Source organism: Nocardioides sp. BGA-UO-ETr-FS32 (assembly GCF_059567905.1).
Genome location: NZ_JCAQOX010000013.1, coordinates 727,339 through 741,554, shown reverse-complemented (window position 1 = coordinate 741,554; position 14,216 = coordinate 727,339). Strand labels below are relative to the sequence as shown.

The 14,216-nt window shown below is 72.3% G+C and carries 18 protein-coding genes; 3 read left to right on the top strand and 15 right to left on the bottom strand.

Annotated features, from left to right (window positions below; genetic code table 11):
• Positions 1 to 31 precede the first annotated feature (31 nt).
• From AC57BS_RS08765 to pdxT, 7 genes are all read right to left on the bottom strand, one after another.
• Positions 32 to 580: an adenine phosphoribosyltransferase gene (locus AC57BS_RS08765; protein WP_496411044.1), complete on the bottom strand. Its 549-nt coding sequence runs from the start codon at positions 578 to 580 to the stop codon at positions 32 to 34.
• Positions 573 to 878, bottom strand: coding sequence for a preprotein translocase subunit YajC (gene yajC / locus AC57BS_RS08760; protein WP_496411043.1), 306 nt, complete (start codon positions 876 to 878; stop codon positions 573 to 575). Before yajC ends, AC57BS_RS08765 begins: the two co-directional genes overlap by 8 nt.
• Positions 879 to 946: 68 nt before the next feature.
• On the bottom strand, positions 947 to 2,044 hold the full coding sequence (gene ruvB / locus AC57BS_RS08755) for a Holliday junction branch migration DNA helicase RuvB (RefSeq protein WP_496411042.1): 1,098 nt from the start codon (positions 2,042 to 2,044) through the stop codon (positions 947 to 949).
• A gap of 13 nt (positions 2,045 to 2,057) precedes the next feature.
• Positions 2,058 to 2,657 carry a Holliday junction branch migration protein RuvA gene (gene ruvA, locus AC57BS_RS08750; protein ID WP_496411041.1) on the bottom strand — a complete coding sequence of 200 codons (600 nt, stop codon included), beginning with the start codon at positions 2,655 to 2,657 and terminating at the stop codon, positions 2,058 to 2,060.
• Entirely contained in the window at positions 2,654 to 3,205 is a 552-nt protein-coding gene (gene ruvC / locus AC57BS_RS08745) for a crossover junction endodeoxyribonuclease RuvC (protein WP_496411040.1), read from the bottom strand. The genes ruvA and ruvC overlap by 4 nt, the downstream gene beginning before the upstream one ends.
• A gap of 109 nt (positions 3,206 to 3,314) precedes the next feature.
• Positions 3,315 to 4,100: a YebC/PmpR family DNA-binding transcriptional regulator gene (locus AC57BS_RS08740; protein WP_496411039.1), complete on the bottom strand. Its 786-nt coding sequence runs from the start codon at positions 4,098 to 4,100 to the stop codon at positions 3,315 to 3,317.
• 35 nt (positions 4,101 to 4,135) lie between these two features.
• The gene (pdxT, locus tag AC57BS_RS08735) at positions 4,136 to 4,735 is read right to left on the bottom strand and encodes a pyridoxal 5'-phosphate synthase glutaminase subunit PdxT (RefSeq protein ID WP_496411038.1); all 600 of its coding nucleotides are present in this window, start codon (positions 4,733 to 4,735) and stop codon (positions 4,136 to 4,138) included.
• A 45-nt stretch (positions 4,736 to 4,780) separates the two neighbouring features.
• Between pdxT and AC57BS_RS08730 the strand changes: the two genes are divergently transcribed.
• Complete coding sequence (locus AC57BS_RS08730; protein ID WP_496411037.1) at positions 4,781 to 5,917, top strand: serine hydrolase domain-containing protein; 1,137 nt, start codon at positions 4,781 to 4,783, stop codon at positions 5,915 to 5,917.
• Here AC57BS_RS08730 and pdxS read toward each other — a convergent pair whose 3' ends face one another.
• The 3 genes from pdxS to AC57BS_RS08715 form a co-directional block, all read right to left on the bottom strand.
• Positions 5,918 to 6,826 carry a pyridoxal 5'-phosphate synthase lyase subunit PdxS gene (gene pdxS, locus AC57BS_RS08725; protein ID WP_496411036.1) on the bottom strand — a complete coding sequence of 303 codons (909 nt, stop codon included), beginning with the start codon at positions 6,824 to 6,826 and terminating at the stop codon, positions 5,918 to 5,920.
• 64 nt (positions 6,827 to 6,890) lie between these two features.
• Positions 6,891 to 7,514, bottom strand: coding sequence for a phosphatidylinositol phosphate synthase (gene pgsA, locus AC57BS_RS08720; protein WP_496411035.1), 624 nt, complete (start codon positions 7,512 to 7,514; stop codon positions 6,891 to 6,893).
• A gap of 9 nt (positions 7,515 to 7,523) precedes the next feature.
• Entirely contained in the window at positions 7,524 to 8,300 is a 777-nt protein-coding gene (locus AC57BS_RS08715) for an inositol monophosphatase family protein (RefSeq protein WP_496411034.1), read from the bottom strand.
• A 70-nt stretch (positions 8,301 to 8,370) separates the two neighbouring features.
• Between AC57BS_RS08715 and AC57BS_RS08710 the strand changes: the two genes are divergently transcribed.
• The gene (locus AC57BS_RS08710) at positions 8,371 to 8,505 is read left to right on the top strand and encodes a hypothetical protein (protein WP_496411033.1); all 135 of its coding nucleotides are present in this window, start codon (positions 8,371 to 8,373) and stop codon (positions 8,503 to 8,505) included.
• A gap of 11 nt (positions 8,506 to 8,516) precedes the next feature.
• Here the strand turns inward: AC57BS_RS08710 and AC57BS_RS08705 are convergent, their stop codons facing one another.
• Positions 8,517 to 9,014: an HIT family protein gene (locus AC57BS_RS08705; protein ID WP_496411032.1), complete on the bottom strand. Its 498-nt coding sequence runs from the start codon at positions 9,012 to 9,014 to the stop codon at positions 8,517 to 8,519.
• A 23-nt stretch (positions 9,015 to 9,037) separates the two neighbouring features.
• Here AC57BS_RS08705 and AC57BS_RS08700 point away from each other — a divergent pair, with 23 nt between their 5' ends.
• Positions 9,038 to 9,538, top strand: coding sequence for a GNAT family N-acetyltransferase (locus tag AC57BS_RS08700; RefSeq protein ID WP_496411031.1), 501 nt, complete (start codon positions 9,038 to 9,040; stop codon positions 9,536 to 9,538).
• A gap of 7 nt (positions 9,539 to 9,545) precedes the next feature.
• Here the strand turns inward: AC57BS_RS08700 and AC57BS_RS08695 are convergent, their stop codons facing one another.
• From AC57BS_RS08695 to AC57BS_RS08680, 4 genes are all read right to left on the bottom strand, one after another.
• Positions 9,546 to 9,986, bottom strand: coding sequence for a hypothetical protein (locus AC57BS_RS08695; RefSeq protein WP_496411030.1), 441 nt, complete (start codon positions 9,984 to 9,986; stop codon positions 9,546 to 9,548).
• 124 nt (positions 9,987 to 10,110) lie between these two features.
• Complete coding sequence (locus AC57BS_RS08690; RefSeq protein ID WP_496411029.1) at positions 10,111 to 11,325, bottom strand: hypothetical protein; 1,215 nt, start codon at positions 11,323 to 11,325, stop codon at positions 10,111 to 10,113.
• 94 nt (positions 11,326 to 11,419) lie between these two features.
• On the bottom strand, positions 11,420 to 12,850 hold the full coding sequence (locus tag AC57BS_RS08685) for an HNH endonuclease signature motif containing protein (RefSeq protein WP_496411028.1): 1,431 nt from the start codon (positions 12,848 to 12,850) through the stop codon (positions 11,420 to 11,422).
• Positions 12,851 to 13,026: 176 nt separating this feature from the next.
• Positions 13,027 to 14,208, bottom strand: coding sequence for a MalY/PatB family protein (locus AC57BS_RS08680; protein ID WP_496411027.1), 1,182 nt, complete (start codon positions 14,206 to 14,208; stop codon positions 13,027 to 13,029).
• Between the last annotated feature and the right edge of the window lie 8 nt (positions 14,209 to 14,216).

Sequence of the window (14,216 nt, the reverse complement as noted above, 5' to 3'; positions counted from 1 at the left end):
ACGCTGCGGGCGGACCCGGCGCCGACGTCGGTCAGAGCGTCAGCAGCGTCGAGATCGGCAGGTCGCCGGTGACGGTGCGCGGCTCGAGGAACGACAGCTCCATGAGCACCGTGGCGCCCGTGGCGACGCCCCCGCAGGCCTCGATGAGTCGCCGGGTGGCGTCCACCGTGCCGCCGGTCGCGAGCACGTCGTCGACCATGAGCACGCGCTCGCCGGCTGCGATCCCGTCGCGGTGCACCTCGAGGGTGGCCTCGCCGTACTCCAGGGCGTAGGACACCGCGTGGGCCGCACGCGGGAGCTTGCCCGCCTTGCGGACGGGGACGAACCCGATGCCGAGCGCGAGCGCCACGGGCGCGGCCAGGATGAAGCCGCGGGCCTCCATGCCGACGACCTTGTCGACGACGACGTTGCCGTGGTCGTCACGCCCGGCCGCCGCCAGTGCCGTGATGATCGCGGAGAACGCGTGGTGGTCGGCGAGGACGGGCGTGATGTCCTTGAAGGTCACGCCCTGCTCGGGCCAGTCCGGGACGTCGACGGTGAGACGCGTCAGCGCCTCCTGGGCCGTACGACGGTCAGGCATCGCCGCGCTCGTCGCGCTCGTCGACCCCGGCCTGCCCGACCGGCTCGTCGACCTTCGCGATCGCGGCGCGCGCGATCTCGATCTGGGTGCCCGGCGCGATCTCGAGGCGGGCGCGGTCCTCGGTGAGCGAGACGACCGTGCCGAAGACACCGGACGACATCATCACGCGCTGGCCGACCTGGATGCTGTTCTGGAGGGAGACGACCTCCTTCTGCCGGCGCTGCTGGGGGCGGATCACCATGAACCAGAACAGGGCAAGGATGGCCACCAGGGGCAGGAGGGCGGCAAGGTCGTTCACGGTCGTACGTCTCCTCAGGAGGTGGGGTGCGTGAGCGCGTGGAGTCTACGCGGCCCCACAGGTCCTCCTCACAGGTCCTCGAAGAGGGTGGAGTCGACGGTCGGCACCGGCGGCGGCGTGAGGCCGAGGTGGCGCCACGCCGCCGGAGTCGCGACGCGGCCGCGCGGGGTGCGGGCGAGCATGCCGAGGCGGACGAGGAACGGCTCGGCGACCTCCTCCACCGTCTCGCGCTCCTCCCCGACGGCCACGGCCAGCGTCGAGATCCCGACCGGTCCCCCGCCGAACCGGCGGCAGAGCACGTCGAGCACCGCCCGGTCGAGCCGGTCGAGACCGGACTCGTCGACCTCGAACAGCTCGAGCGCGGCCTGCGCGACCGGGAGGCTCAGCACCCCGTCGGCGCGCACCTGGGCGTAGTCACGGACGCGGCGCAGCAGCCGGTTGGCGATCCGGGGCGTGCCGCGGGAGCGGGAGGCGATCTCGCCGGACCCGTCCGCGGTCAGGTGGACCCCGAGCAGGCCGGCGGAGCGGTGCACGATCTGGTCGAGCTCGTGGGGCTCGTAGAACTCGAGATGGGCGGTGAAGCCGAAGCGGTCGCGCAGCGGACCGGGCAGCAGGCCGGCCCGGGTCGTGGCGCCGACGAGGGTGAAGGGCGGGATCTCGAGCGGGATCGCCGTGGCGCCCGGCCCCTTGCCGATGACCACGTCGACCCGGAAGTCCTCCATGGCCATGTAGAGCATCTCCTCGGCCGGGCGCGACATCCGGTGGATCTCGTCGACGAACAGCACGTCACCCTCGTTGAGACCGGACAGGATGGCGGCCAGGTCACCGGCGTGGGTGATCGCGGGGCCGCTCGTGAGTCGCAGCGGCGTGCTCATCTCGGCGGCGATGATCATGGCGAGCGTGGTCTTGCCCAGCCCGGGCGGACCGGACAGCAGCACGTGGTCGGGGGCGCGGCCACGCCGGCGGGCGGCCTCGAGGACCAGCCCCAGCTGGTCGCGTACGCGTGCCTGGCCGACGACCTCGTCGAGGGTCTTGGGACGCAGGGCCGCCTCGACCGCGCGCTCGTCGCCGTCGGCGTCTGCGTCGGTCAGGCGCTGGAGGTGGCCGAGCTCCGCCTCGGTCAGCTCGGTCTCGTAGGTGTCCTCGTCGGTGTCGTCCCAGTTCATCGTCGGGCCCGCCTCAGGCCTTGCTCAGCGTCCGGAGGGCGGCGCGCAGCAGCGCCCCGACGTCGGGGGCGTCGCCTGCCTCGGGTGCGACGGCCTCGACGGCCTTCTCCGACTCCTTGGCCGACCAGCCCAGCCCGATGAGGCCCTGCTGGACCTGGTCGCGCCACGGCGCCGCAGGGGCCGCGGACGCCGCCGGGTGGTGGACGCCGACGGGCGGGCCGACGCGGTCCTTGAGCTCGAGGATGATGCGCTGGGCGCCCTTCTGGCCGATGCCCGGGACCCGGGTGAGCGCCTTGACGTCCTCGGTCGTGATCGCGCGGCGGACCTCGTCGGGGCTCATGACGGCCACGATCGCCTGGGCGACCTTGGGACCGACGCCGGACGCGGTCTGGGCGATCTCGAAGATCTGCTTCTCGTCGTCGTCGACGAAGCCGAAGATGGTCAGGCTGTCCTCGCGCACCACCATGCTCGTCGGCAGGGTGGCGGACCTCCCGACGCGGAGGGTCGCCAGCGTGCCGGGCGTGCACATGAGCTCGAGGCCCACCCCTCCGACCTCGAGGACGGCGCTGTTGAGGGTGACGGCGGCGACCTCGCCGCGGACGAAGGCGATCATCGGGTCCTCACTGGGGTCTGCTGCTGTGACTGCTGGGTCCTGGCCCGCGCCACGGCGGCCTCGAGGCGGTTGCTGGCGGAGCCGCGCCAGAGATGGGTGATGGCCAGGGCGAGCGCGTCGGCGGCGTCGGCGGGCTTGGGCAGCTCGGTCAGCCGGAGGATGCGGACCACCATGGCGCCGACCTGGGCCTTGTCGGCCCGGCCGTTGCCGGAGACGGCCGCCTTGACCTCGCTCGGGGTGTGCATCGCGATCGGCAGGCCGCGGCGCGCGGCGACGACGAGGGCGATGCCGCTCGCCTGCGCGGTGCCCATGATCGTGCTGGAGTCGGAGCGCGCGAACACCCGCTCGACCGCGACCGCGTCGGGGCGGTGCTCCTCGATCCAGGCGTCGAGGCCCTTCTCGATGGTGACCAGTCGCTCGGCGATGGGCAGGCCGGAGCTGGTGCGGACGACGCCCACGTCGACCATCGTCAGCGGCCTGCCGACGCTCCCGTCGACCACCCCGACGCCACAGCGGGTCAGGCCGGGGTCGATGCCGAGCACCCGCACGCCGCTCCCCTTCCGTCGACCGGGCCACGCACCCGTCCGAACATGTGTTCGTGCGCCACGCTAACCCGCCGCGGGCGCGGGAGCGCGGACGACACGCGCGGCGCCGGGCTCAGGCGTCGGCGGCCTCGAGCTCGGCCATCACGTCGGAGGGGATGTCGACGTTGGTGAAGACGTCCTGCACGTCGTCGAGGTCCTCGAGGGCGTCGACGAGGCGCATGACCTTGCCGGCGCCCTCGGCGTCGACGGGGATCTCGAGGCTGGCGACCCACTCCACGTCGGCGGAGTCGTAGTCGATGCCGGCCTCCTGGAGGGCCGTACGGACGGCGACCACGTCGGTGGCCTCGCTCTCGACCTGGAAGGCCTCGTCGAGGTCGCTGACCTCCTCGGCGCCGGCGTCGAGCGTGGCCTCGAGGACGTCGTCCTCGGTGACGTCACGGACCGTGCCGTCGTGGTCCTGCGACTTCGGGACCACGATGACGCCCTTGCGGGTGAACAGGCGCGAGACCGAGCCGGGGTCGGCCATGGTGCCGCCGTTGCGGGTGACGGCGGTGCGGACCTCCATCGCGGCACGGTTCTTGTTGTCGGTGAGGCACTCGACGAGGAAGGCGACGCCCTGCGGGCCGTAGACCTCGTAGGAGATGCCCTGGTAGTCGACGCCGCCGGACTCGGCGCCGGAGCCGCGCTTGACCGCCGAGTCGATGTTCTTGTTGGGGACCGAGCTCTTCTTGGCCTTCTGGATGGCGTCGTAGAGGGTCGGGTTGCCGGCGGGGTCGCCGCCGCCCTGCTTCGCCGCGACCTCGATGTTCTTGATCAGCTTGGCGAAGAGCTTGCCGCGCTTGGCGTCGATCGCGGCCTTCTTGTGCTTGGTCGTTGCCCACTTGGAGTGGCCTGACATGGATCCCTCTATCTGTCGCGGTTCGGGTCGGTGCGTCAGCGGGCCGAGCGCACCAGGTCCACGAACATGCCGTGGATCCGGTGGTCGCTGCCGACCTCGGGGTGGAACGAGGTCGCCATCAGGGGGCCTTGACGGACCGCGACGATCCTACCCGCGGCCGGTCCGTCCTCGACCCGAGCCAGCACCTCGACGTCGTCCTCGACCGACTCGACCCACGGCGCCCGGATGAACACGGCGCGCACCGCCTCGGCCAGGCCGTCGACGTGCAGGTCCTCCTCGAACGAGTCGACCTGCCGGCCGAACGCGTTGCGGCGCACCGTGATGTGCAGCCCGCCGATCGACTCCTGCCCGGGTGCGCCGTCCTCGATCCGGTCGGCCAGCATGATCATGCCGGCGCAGGTGCCGAAGGCGGGCAGGCCACCTCGTACGGCGTCGCGCAGGGGCTCGAGGAGGTCGAAGATCCGGGCGAGCTTGATCATCGTGGTCGACTCGCCGCCGGGGATGACGAGGCCGTCGCACGCAGCGAGCTCGGCGGGACGGCGTACGGACACGGGGTCGGCACCCAGCGCGCGGAGGGCGGCGAGGTGCTCACGCACGTCGCCCTGGAGGGCGAGGACGCCGATGACGGGATTCACGGACGCCGATCCTAGGACCGGGTGCCGGTCGTAGGCTCAGTGCCCATGAGGCTCCTCCGACCTGCAGCGCTCGGCACCGCCGCGCTGGCCCTGGTGCTCGCGGCGGGGAGCACTCCCCCGGCCGGCGCGGCACCGGCCGCCGACAGGGCGGGGACCGTCGACGGCTGGACCGTGCGTACGCCCTCCGCACTGGGCCTGCGCGGCACCGCGATCCGGCGCGGTGCGGACGAGGCGGGACGCCTGGACTCCACCTGTTTCGCCGTGCTCCGCAAGGGAAGGCTCGCCCGCGACTGGAACTGGCGACTGGCGCGCGACGAGCCGCGGGAGGTCTTCTCGATCACCAAGTCGGTGACCGCCACGCTGGTCGGCATCGCGGTGCGCGACGGCGACCTGCGCCTCGACGACCGCGTCTCGCGATGGGTCCCGCAGTGGCGCGGCACCGCGTCGGAGTCGGTGACCGTCCGCAACCTGCTGTCCAACGACAGCGGCCGGTTCTGGTCGCTCGAGACCGACTACACCGGGTTGCTCTCGGCGAGGAGCCGCACGAGGTACGCCGTCTCGCTGCCGCAGCAGTACCCGCCCGGCACCGCCTGGGCGTACAACAACGCGGCGATCCAGGTGCTCGAGGCCGTGCTCGAGCGGGCGACCGGGAAGCCTGTCGCGAGGTTCGCGGAGACCCGCCTGTTCGAGCCGCTGGGCATGACCCACTCGACGTTCATCACCGACCGCGCCGACGACGCTGCCGTGTTCTACGGCATGCGGACCACGTGCCTCGACGTCGCCCGGCTCGGCCGGCTCTACCTCGCCGAGGGCACGGTCGGCGGACGCCGGCTGCTCGACAGGTCGTACGTCCGGCGCGCCGTCGGCCGCTCGTCGACGGTGCACAACGCGGCCTACGGCCACCTGTGGTGGCTCAACCGGCCGGGCCCGATCCGCGGGGCGACGGACGCGGTCGACGACCTGGGACAGCCGCTGCGGCCGGTGACCGGCCAGCTCGCGCCCGGGGCGCCCGAGGAGCTGTACGCCGCGCTGGGCTTCGGCGGCCAGGTGCTGCTGGTCGACCCGACGACCCGGACCATGGTGGTCCGTCTCGGCCTCCCCGCCCAGCCGGGCGAGGAGGCGTACGGCTTCACCGACGCCGCGCGGGTGCTGACCCGGGCGCTGCGCCGATCCTCGGGCTGACTACCAGCCGCGCTCGGCGAGGCGGTGGGGCTGCGGGATCTCGTCGACGTTGATGCCGACCATGGCCTCGCCGAGGCCGCGCGAGACCTTGGCGACCACGTCGGGGTCGTCGAAGAAGGTCGTGGCCTTGACGATCGCCTCGGCGCGCTGGGCCGGGTTGCCGGACTTGAAGATGCCCGAGCCGACGAAGACGCCCTCGGCGCCGAGCTGCATCATCATCGCCGCGTCGGCCGGGGTCGCAATGCCGCCGGCGGTGAAGAGGACGACCGGCAGCTTGCCCGCGGCCGCGACCTCCTTGACCAGCTCGTAGGGGGCCTGCAGCTCCTTGGCCGCGACGTAGAGCTCGTCCTCGGACATGCCGTGCAGGCGGCGCAGCTCGCCGCCGATGGTGCGCATGTGCATGACCGCGTTGGACACGTCGCCGGTGCCGGCCTCGCCCTTGGAGCGGATCATCGCCGCACCTTCGGTGATGCGGCGCAGGGCCTCGCCGAGGTTGGTCGCACCGCACACGAACGGGACGGTGAACTTCCACTTGTCGATGTGGTTGGCGTAGTCGGCCGGGGTGAGCACCTCGGACTCGTCGATGTAGTCGACTCCGAGGGACTGCAGGACCTGGGCCTCGGCGAAGTGGCCGATGCGGGCCTTGGCCATCACCGGGATCGACACGGCCTCGATGATCGAGTCGATCATGTCGGGGTCGCTCATGCGCGACACGCCGCCCTGGGCGCGGATGTCGGCCGGGACGCGCTCGAGCGCCATCACCGCGACGGCGCCGGCGTCCTCGGCGATCTTGGCCTGCTCGGCGGTGACGACGTCCATGATGACGCCGCCCTTGAGCATCTCGGCCATGCCGCGCTTGACGCGGCTCGTGCCGTGCTCGATGGGGGTCTCAGGGGTGTGCTCAGCCATGTCTCGATCGTAGTGCGGCCTCATCCGGAAGGATGCATCGGGCCACGACCGAAGTCGGGGCCGGTCAGCCGCGCGACGCGGCCCGGGCGAGGGCCTGGCGGCGTACGACCCAGATGCGCTGGGCCACCGTCACGGTCGCCGCGATCGCCAGCGCCCAGAGGGCGACCTCCAGCAGGATCCAGAGGTCGAGGACGTCGGCGAAGAAGGCGGGGACGAGCATGCCGACGAGCCGGTCGGGGCGCTCGGCGATGCCGACCTTGGCGTCGTAGCCGAGGTGGTCGGCCTTGGCCCGGGCGTACGACGTGACCGCCCCCATGACGAGGATGACGAGGGTCAGCGCGAGGTAGAGGTGGCTCTCGCGGTGCCAGGCGAAGAGGAGGGCCAGGCCCCCGAACAGGGCTCCGTCGGCGATCCGGTCGAGGGTGGAGTCGAGGAAGGCGCCGAAGTCGTCCTTGCGGCCGACCTTGCGGGCCATGGCGCCGTCGATCAGGTCGCTGAAGACGAAGGCGGTGATGAACAGGACGCCCTGCCAGACCCAGCCCTGGGAGAAGAAGAACAGCGCTCCGAAGCTCACCCCGAGCGTGCCGACCAGCGTCACCACGTCGGGGCTGATGCCCAGGCGGATGAACAGGTTGACGAAGGGCGCGAGCATCTTGCCCTGCCAGAAGGCCTTGAACCGATCGAGCACGGCGGCAGGTTACCGGTCGAGCAGGGCGGCGCGGACGTCAGCCACGGCGGCCGGGGCGCCGGTGACCGTCCAGGTCACCCCGGATGCCGGCACGAGGACCGAGTCGCCTCCCGCGCCGCGGATGATGGCTGCCCCCGGGAGCCGGTCCCAGTCGGCCACGGAGTGCTGGAACAGCACGTCCCACTGGCCCGAGGCGATCGCCATGACGTCCATGGTCCCCGAGCCGAACATCCGGAGCGTGCCGACCTGGCCGAGGGCGCGGGTGAACGCCTCTCCCACCTCGCTGCCGTAGTACGGCGGGTGGAGGTACGTCGCGGCGCACCGCTCCTCGCGCGCGGTCTCCGGCAGGGGGCCGAGCGGCACCCCGTCGCAGGTGCTCGGCAGGTCGGGGCCGCCGACCCACGTGCGCAGCGAGGCGGCGTGGTGGACCGCGCCGAGCAGGACGTCGTCCTCGTCGTGCAGCGCGATCGCGCTGCACCACCAGTCGCTGCCGCGGGAGAAGTTGAAGGTGCCGTCCACGGGGTCGATGACCCACGTACGGCCCGAGGTACCGGGCCGCGAGGTGCCCTCCTCCCCCACGATCGCGTCGTCGGGGCGCTCGGCCGCGAGCTGCTGGACGATGAGGCGCTCGGCGGCGGTGTCGGCCTGCGTCACGATGTCGGACCCGCTGGTCTTGCGCTCGACGTCGAGTCCCTCGGCACGGATCCGCGCGGCCAGGAGGGCGGCCTCGCGGACCAGGTCGGCGGCGAGCGCGGCGTCACGCTGCAGCCGGGTGTCGTCGTCCACGGGTCCCACGCTAGCCGGAGGCGTACTGTGGCAGGACGGAGCCACCCAGGCTTCCTATTGAGGAGCCTCCATGAGCGACAAGTCGCCGCGACAGGGCATGTCCAAGAAATCCGGGAAGTCCATCAAGGAGAAGCGTGCGGAGAAGCACGCCAAGACGGCCGCCAAGAGCGACACGCCGGACCCGGTGGTGCCCCGCAAGAAGTGAGTCCCGGGGGCTCAGGCCCCCTGCCAGGCGTCGGCCAGCAGCTTCCGGGTGTCCTGGAGGAGCTGCGGCAGGAGCTTGGCGCCGCCGACCACGGTGATGAAGTTGGCGTCACCGGTCCAGCGCGGCACCACGTGCTGGTGGAGGTGCTCCGACAGCGACCCACCGGCCGAGCGGCCGAGGTTGAGGCCCACGTTGAACGAGTGGGGCCGGCTCACCGACCGGATCGTGCGCAGGGCCTGCTGCGTCATCGCCATGACCTCGGCGGCCTCCTCGGGCGTGAGGTCGGTGAGGTCGGCGACGTGGCGGTAGGGCAGCACCATCAGGTGGCCGGGGTTGTAGGGGTGCAGGTTGAGCACGGCGTACGCCGCGTCTCCGCGCGCGACGACGAGCGCCTCCTCGTCGGGGTGGCCGGGGATGGCGCAGAACGGGCAGCCCTCGTCGTCCACCGCGGTCCTGACGTAGGCCATGCGGTGAGGAGTCCAGATCCGCTCGAGCCCGTCGTCAGCCATGCCAGCGATCCTAGGGTGGGCGCATGACGTCCATCCGACCGGCTGCTCCTGCCGACATGGCCGCGGTGGCGGAGCTGTGGCACGAGGGCTGGCACGCCGGCCACGCCGGCCACGTGCCCGACGGCCTGACCGATCTGCGCACCCTGGCCGCCTTCCATGAACGGACGCCGCCGCGCGTCGGCGACACGACCGTCGCTGTCACGGACGTCGAGCACGGGGAAGGCGCCCTGGTGGGCTTCGTGATGGTGGTGGGCGACGAGGTGGAGCAGCTCTTCGTCTCCCCCGCATGGCGGGGCACCGGCGTCGCCGCCGACCTGCTCGCCGAGGCGACGAGTCGGATCGCTGCCGCCGGGCACGACCGGGCGTGGCTCGCGGTGGTCGTGGGCAACGCCCGGGCGCGGCGGTTCTACGAGAAGCAGGGCTGGGTCGACGAGGGTGACCTGCCGTACGAGGTGACGGCGGGTGGCGAGACCTTCGTGTCGCCGTGCCGGAGGTACGTGAAGGACCTGCACGGCACCGCCTGAGCGGCTGTCAGGGGCGCAGCGTCCCGTCGTACACGTCGTTGATCCCGGTGCTCGTGGGGGTGCCGACGAGCGTCCCCGCACCGTGCAGGTCCTCGTAGCCGTCCCACCCGTCGACGATCGCCCACGTGCCGGTGGACCCTTCCTCGTTGAACTTCGCCATGAGGCGCACGACGAAGCCGCCGCCGTCCGCGCACTCGAAGACCTTGAAGCCGTTGAACTTGCCGAAGTCCGTCCCCGGGCCCCCGCCGATCCGGAAGGGCCCGTTGGAGACCGTGCCAGAGGCGCATCCCTCGATCGTGCTGGTGAAGGTGGACCCGGCGCCCTCGAACGTCTCGTCGGCGTCGATGTGGACGGGGGTCGCGGACGAGGACGGGCCGGCGGCACCGGTGACGACTGCTGCCGCGATGGCAGTCGCCAACGCTGCCCCACGTACGGCTTTGCTGCTCATGGTGGACCTCCGAATCACGGGCGCCCCCCGCTCGGTGCTGAGCCGCTCCCGACGCTACGCCGCGACGCCGGGCGCCGCATCGCCCGCTTCGGGTATCCGTACGGGACCCAGGTCCAGCTCACCGCTAGCCGCGGCGGCGGCGTACGACGATCGCACCGGCACCCACCAGCGCCAGGGCCAGGGCCGACCATCGCCACGGCCCGCGCGGGTCGGTCGTCCCACTCGGATCCACTCGGGCCCTGAGGGGTTCCTGCCACAGGGCGTTGGCGAGCACCGGCGCGTTGAGCTGGCGACCGTGGCCGGCCATGTCGATCCGCTGCGCCTCGCCGGTCTCGACGTCGACGACGTGGACCCAGGTCCGGTGGTGGCCCACCACGACGTGGGTCGCGTCCTGCCAGCCCAGCACGTGCGAGAGTGGCGCGTCGGCAGGCAGGTCGACCGGGCGGGCGGCGGCCTCGTCGGCGCTCGATCCGACGTGCAGCTGGTCGCTCGCCGCGCCGCCGGGCGTACGGCTGATGTAGGCGAAGCTCGAGTCCCCGGGTCCCCAGGACGCGGTGACGACGCGCTCAGGCAGCTGCACGGTCGTCCGGTCGCCAGTGGCCGGATCGACCCTGAACACGTCCTTCTCGCGCGCCCAGACGACGCCGGACGAAGCCGAGCCCAGGCTGGGGGCCCAGTGCTCACCGGGCTCCTCGAGCACCGTGGGGGCGCCGGACTCGACGTCCCAGGCGACGAACTGGTCGCTGCGTGGCTGGCGCGGCCGCTCGCCGGGGAGCGCGTAGCTGGTCAGCAGGTAACGGGAGTCGCCGGAGAACCGGACCTCGTTGAGGCCGGCCCAGAGCATTCCGGATGGGGAGGCGCGGTCCACGAGCTCGCGCACCTCGCCCGTGGTCGTGTCCATGAGGGCGAATCCGTCGACCCACCTCCCGCGGAGACCCAGGCCCCACGGGGCGTTGCGCGCCCAGGCGATGTGGCGACCGTCCGGCGACAGCGCGAACGCGTCGCCGGCAGGCCGGTTGATGTCGAGGTCAGGGAGGCTCAGCCAGGTGGCCCGGCCGTCCAGTGCGGACACGGCGAACATCTCCAACGACTCCACCTCGTCGAGCACACCGATGGGCTTGGTGCGGAAGGCGAGGCCGATCGCCGCGAGCGGTCCGCGTATGTCCGCTTCGGACGACCATGTCCCCGGCGCGTTGACGACCGTCGGCAGGCTCGGCTCCAGCCCGCTCTCGGGTTCGGTGTCACCGCTCGCCGCAAGCGAGCACGCTGCGACAGCCGCGCATCCCGCGAGCACCGACCAGATCCGGGCAGCGCGGGCCCACGACGTCCTCTCCCCCATGATGCGCGAGTCTCTCACCGAACCCGCCCCTCGACGTGCCGTTCGGACAGACCTCATGCCCCGCCATCACAGGTTGGCGGGGTACGGGGCGGGGTCATCGTCGGAGTGGTCGCGGGATGCCGGGTGGGTCGAGGTCGGTGGTGCCGGTGTGGTCGCGGCGGTAGCGGTGGCCGTGGGGCGAGGTCCACTCGAACACCCCGTTCTCGACCATCCGGTAGGTCCAGGCGGAATGGGTCTTGAGGCGGTGGTGGAAGCGGCACAGGCAGGCGAGGTTGTCGGTCTGTGTCGGCCCGGGCTGTGGTCGTCCCTCGGCTTCGGCGTCATGGTCGTAGGGGATGACATGGTCGACATCGCAGCCGCGGGCCGGGCGGGTGCACCGGGGGAACACGCACGTGCGATCTCGCAGCTGGACCTGCTCGCGGATGTCGGCGGGGACCTTGTAGCCCTGCGCGATGAGCTGGGAGTTGAGGTCGATGACGGGCTTGACGGTCACCTTCGTCCGGCTGTCGGCGCACCAGGACCGGAGCTCGTCGAGGAGCACGAGCCGCTGGCCGTTCTCCATCCGCCCGGTGGGGCCGAAGACGGTCTGCTCGCCGACCACGGATGCGTCGAAGTGGGCGTGGATGACGACCTCACGAGCAGCCGGCAGGTTCGGCTGGTCATCGGACTCGGTGCTCTCGTCGTTGCCATCGCCCTTGACTGCACCGTCCTGGAACGCCAGGTCGAGGGCGGTCTGCGTGCGAGCGAGGTCACCGAGTGCCTTGGCCCGGCGTGCGTCGAGCGGCAGCTGCGACCCGAGGGCCTTCTGGGTGGCTGCGTGGTGGGCGACGGCGCGGTCGAGGTCGAGGGCGTCGGCGATGTCGACCTCTGCCTCGATACGGAGGGTGCCGGCGTAGTGCACGTCGTCGGTGTTCACGGTGACATGCCTCGGGTCGACGTGTTGCCACCCGTCCTCGGGGTCCGCGGCCGGGTCGGCGGTGGCGAGGTCGTAGCGCTTGATGGTCTCGGCGACGAGCCGGTCGAGCTGCGCGGTGCCGACCCTGCCTGCGACGGCGGCGACCTGCGCGTCGACGAACCCCGCCGCCTCGGCCGTCAGGGCGGGTGAGGTGTGGATGGTGGTGTCCGCGACTACCCGGGCCCGCCACGCCGGCACCTGGCCGGCGTGGACCTGCGCCCACAGCCGCGGCAACCGGTGGCGCAGCTCGAGGGCGTGGCCGATGAGCTTCTTCGCCGCGGTCGTGGAGATGCCGAGGACTCCGCCGAGCTCGGCGACGCAGAACTCCGCGACCAGCGGGGCACCCTCACCGGCGATGGGTTCCTCGTGCTCGCACCCGGGGACGGTGAACGAGGCGGCGTCGTGGATGGACTCCGGCGGGTGGAGGTCAGCCCAGGCGGCGGCGAGGATCAGCTGGTCGGCTGCGGCCTGGTCCTCGGCGGCCTTGCGGTCGCGGATCGCGGACAGCACGTCGGCGGGAGAGAGGTCGTCCGCGACCCCTCGTGCCGGTGCTGCCAGTCCGTCGATCATGTGCACGATTTTAGTCGTCGGGTCCGACAGTGGCCATGGCTGTGGACGGTTCCTGGCCATGGTTTCTCGGGCTCTTTCGAGACTGGTTTCGTGACGGGACTTCGTCCCTCCTCAACCAGCGAGAGTGGGGCACAGAAGTGAAGCGAGCTACTCGACCACCGAGGTGGAGCCGGGTCTCAGGCCCAGGCCATGGCGAGCCGCTCCACGATCTCGCTCAGCCGCTCGGGCGAGGTGGCGATGTTGAGCCGGACCTGGCCGGTGGTGCCGGGAGCGTACGAGTGTCCCGGGCTCACCTTGACCCGGCCGCGGTCGAGCGCGACCGCAGCGGCGTCGTCGTGGCCGTAGGCGGACGCGTCGAGCCAAGCGAGGTAGGTCGCCTCGAGTGGGCGCATCCGTACGTCCGGCAGGTGGGCGGCGAGCAGCTCGGCGAGCAGGGCACGTTGCTGGTCGAGGCGCTCGACGAGGGAGGCGAGCCACGGGTCGCCCTCGGCGTACGCCGTGCGTGCGGCGATCGCGCCCAGCGGCGAGTGCGAGTCGTTGCGCGCCATCGGCTGGTCGGCGAGCAGCCGACGGGACGCGGCGTCGGGGACGACCAGCTGGGCGCAGCGCAGGCCCGCGGTGTTGAAGGCCTTGGACGCGGCGACCACCGCCACCGCGTGGTCGTGGGTGCCCTCGATGGCGAGGTAGGAGACGTGCTCGGCCCCCGGCAGGACCAGCGGGGCGTGGATCTCGTCGCTCACCACCCGCGCGCCGTGGCGCAGCACGACGTCGCGGATGCCCTCGAGCTCGACGCGGGTGAAGACGCGGCCCCACGGGTTGTGCGGCTGGGTCAGGATCAGCGTCTGCGCGCCGTCGGCGAAGAGCCGGTCGAGGCGGTCGAGGTCGATCTCGGCGCGGTCGGCCGCGGTCGGCACCTCCAGCCGCACCTCCTCGCGGCCCGTGAGCCCGGCCAGGCCGAGCTGGGCGTTGTAGCCGGGGGTCGGGAAGACCACGCCGCCCGGCCCGGAGAACACGTCGAGCGCCACCCGGACGCCGGCGGTCACGTCGACGACCGGCAGGACGGCCTCGGGCTCGGGCGCCCACCCGAAGTGCCGCGCCGACCAGCCGGCGTACGCCTCGGCGAGTGCGGGGTCGAACCCGAAGAGCGGGTAGCCGGTGACGCCGTCGGCGAGCGCCTGCTGCACCGCCCCGAGCACGACCGGATCGACCGCGTAGTCCATCTCCGCGACCCACGCGGGGATCACCCCGGGCGGGACCGTGCCCCACTTCAGTGGAAGCGCGCGCCGCGCCTCCTCGTCGGTGAGGTCGGCGATCGGGCGGCGCGGTTCCGAGGCTCGCTCCGCTGGCACCTCAACCATCGAGGAAC

Bases quoted from the DNA above. Each gene is read 5' to 3' on its own strand.
- AC57BS_RS08765 (WP_496411044.1), bottom strand. From the start codon at position 580: ATGCCTGACCGTCGTACGGCCCAGGAGGCGCTGACGCGTCTCACCGTC.
- ruvB (WP_496411042.1), bottom strand. From the start codon at position 2,044: ATGAACTGGGACGACACCGACGAGGACACCTACGAGACCGAGCTGACC.
- ruvA (WP_496411041.1), bottom strand. From the start codon at position 2,657: ATGATCGCCTTCGTCCGCGGCGAGGTCGCCGCCGTCACCCTCAACAGC.
- AC57BS_RS08740 (WP_496411039.1), bottom strand. From the start codon at position 4,100: ATGTCAGGCCACTCCAAGTGGGCAACGACCAAGCACAAGAAGGCCGCG.
- AC57BS_RS08730 (WP_496411037.1), top strand. From the start codon at position 4,781: ATGAGGCTCCTCCGACCTGCAGCGCTCGGCACCGCCGCGCTGGCCCTG.
- pdxS (WP_496411036.1), bottom strand. From the start codon at position 6,826: ATGGCTGAGCACACCCCTGAGACCCCCATCGAGCACGGCACGAGCCGC.
- AC57BS_RS08710 (WP_496411033.1), top strand. From the start codon at position 8,371: ATGAGCGACAAGTCGCCGCGACAGGGCATGTCCAAGAAATCCGGGAAG.
- AC57BS_RS08705 (WP_496411032.1), bottom strand. From the start codon at position 9,014: ATGGCTGACGACGGGCTCGAGCGGATCTGGACTCCTCACCGCATGGCC.
- AC57BS_RS08700 (WP_496411031.1), top strand. From the start codon at position 9,038: ATGACGTCCATCCGACCGGCTGCTCCTGCCGACATGGCCGCGGTGGCG.
- AC57BS_RS08695 (WP_496411030.1), bottom strand. From the start codon at position 9,986: ATGAGCAGCAAAGCCGTACGTGGGGCAGCGTTGGCGACTGCCATCGCG.
- AC57BS_RS08690 (WP_496411029.1), bottom strand. From the start codon at position 11,325: ATGGGGGAGAGGACGTCGTGGGCCCGCGCTGCCCGGATCTGGTCGGTG.
- AC57BS_RS08685 (WP_496411028.1), bottom strand. From the start codon at position 12,850: ATGATCGACGGACTGGCAGCACCGGCACGAGGGGTCGCGGACGACCTC.
- AC57BS_RS08680 (WP_496411027.1), bottom strand. From the start codon at position 14,208: ATGGTTGAGGTGCCAGCGGAGCGAGCCTCGGAACCGCGCCGCCCGATC.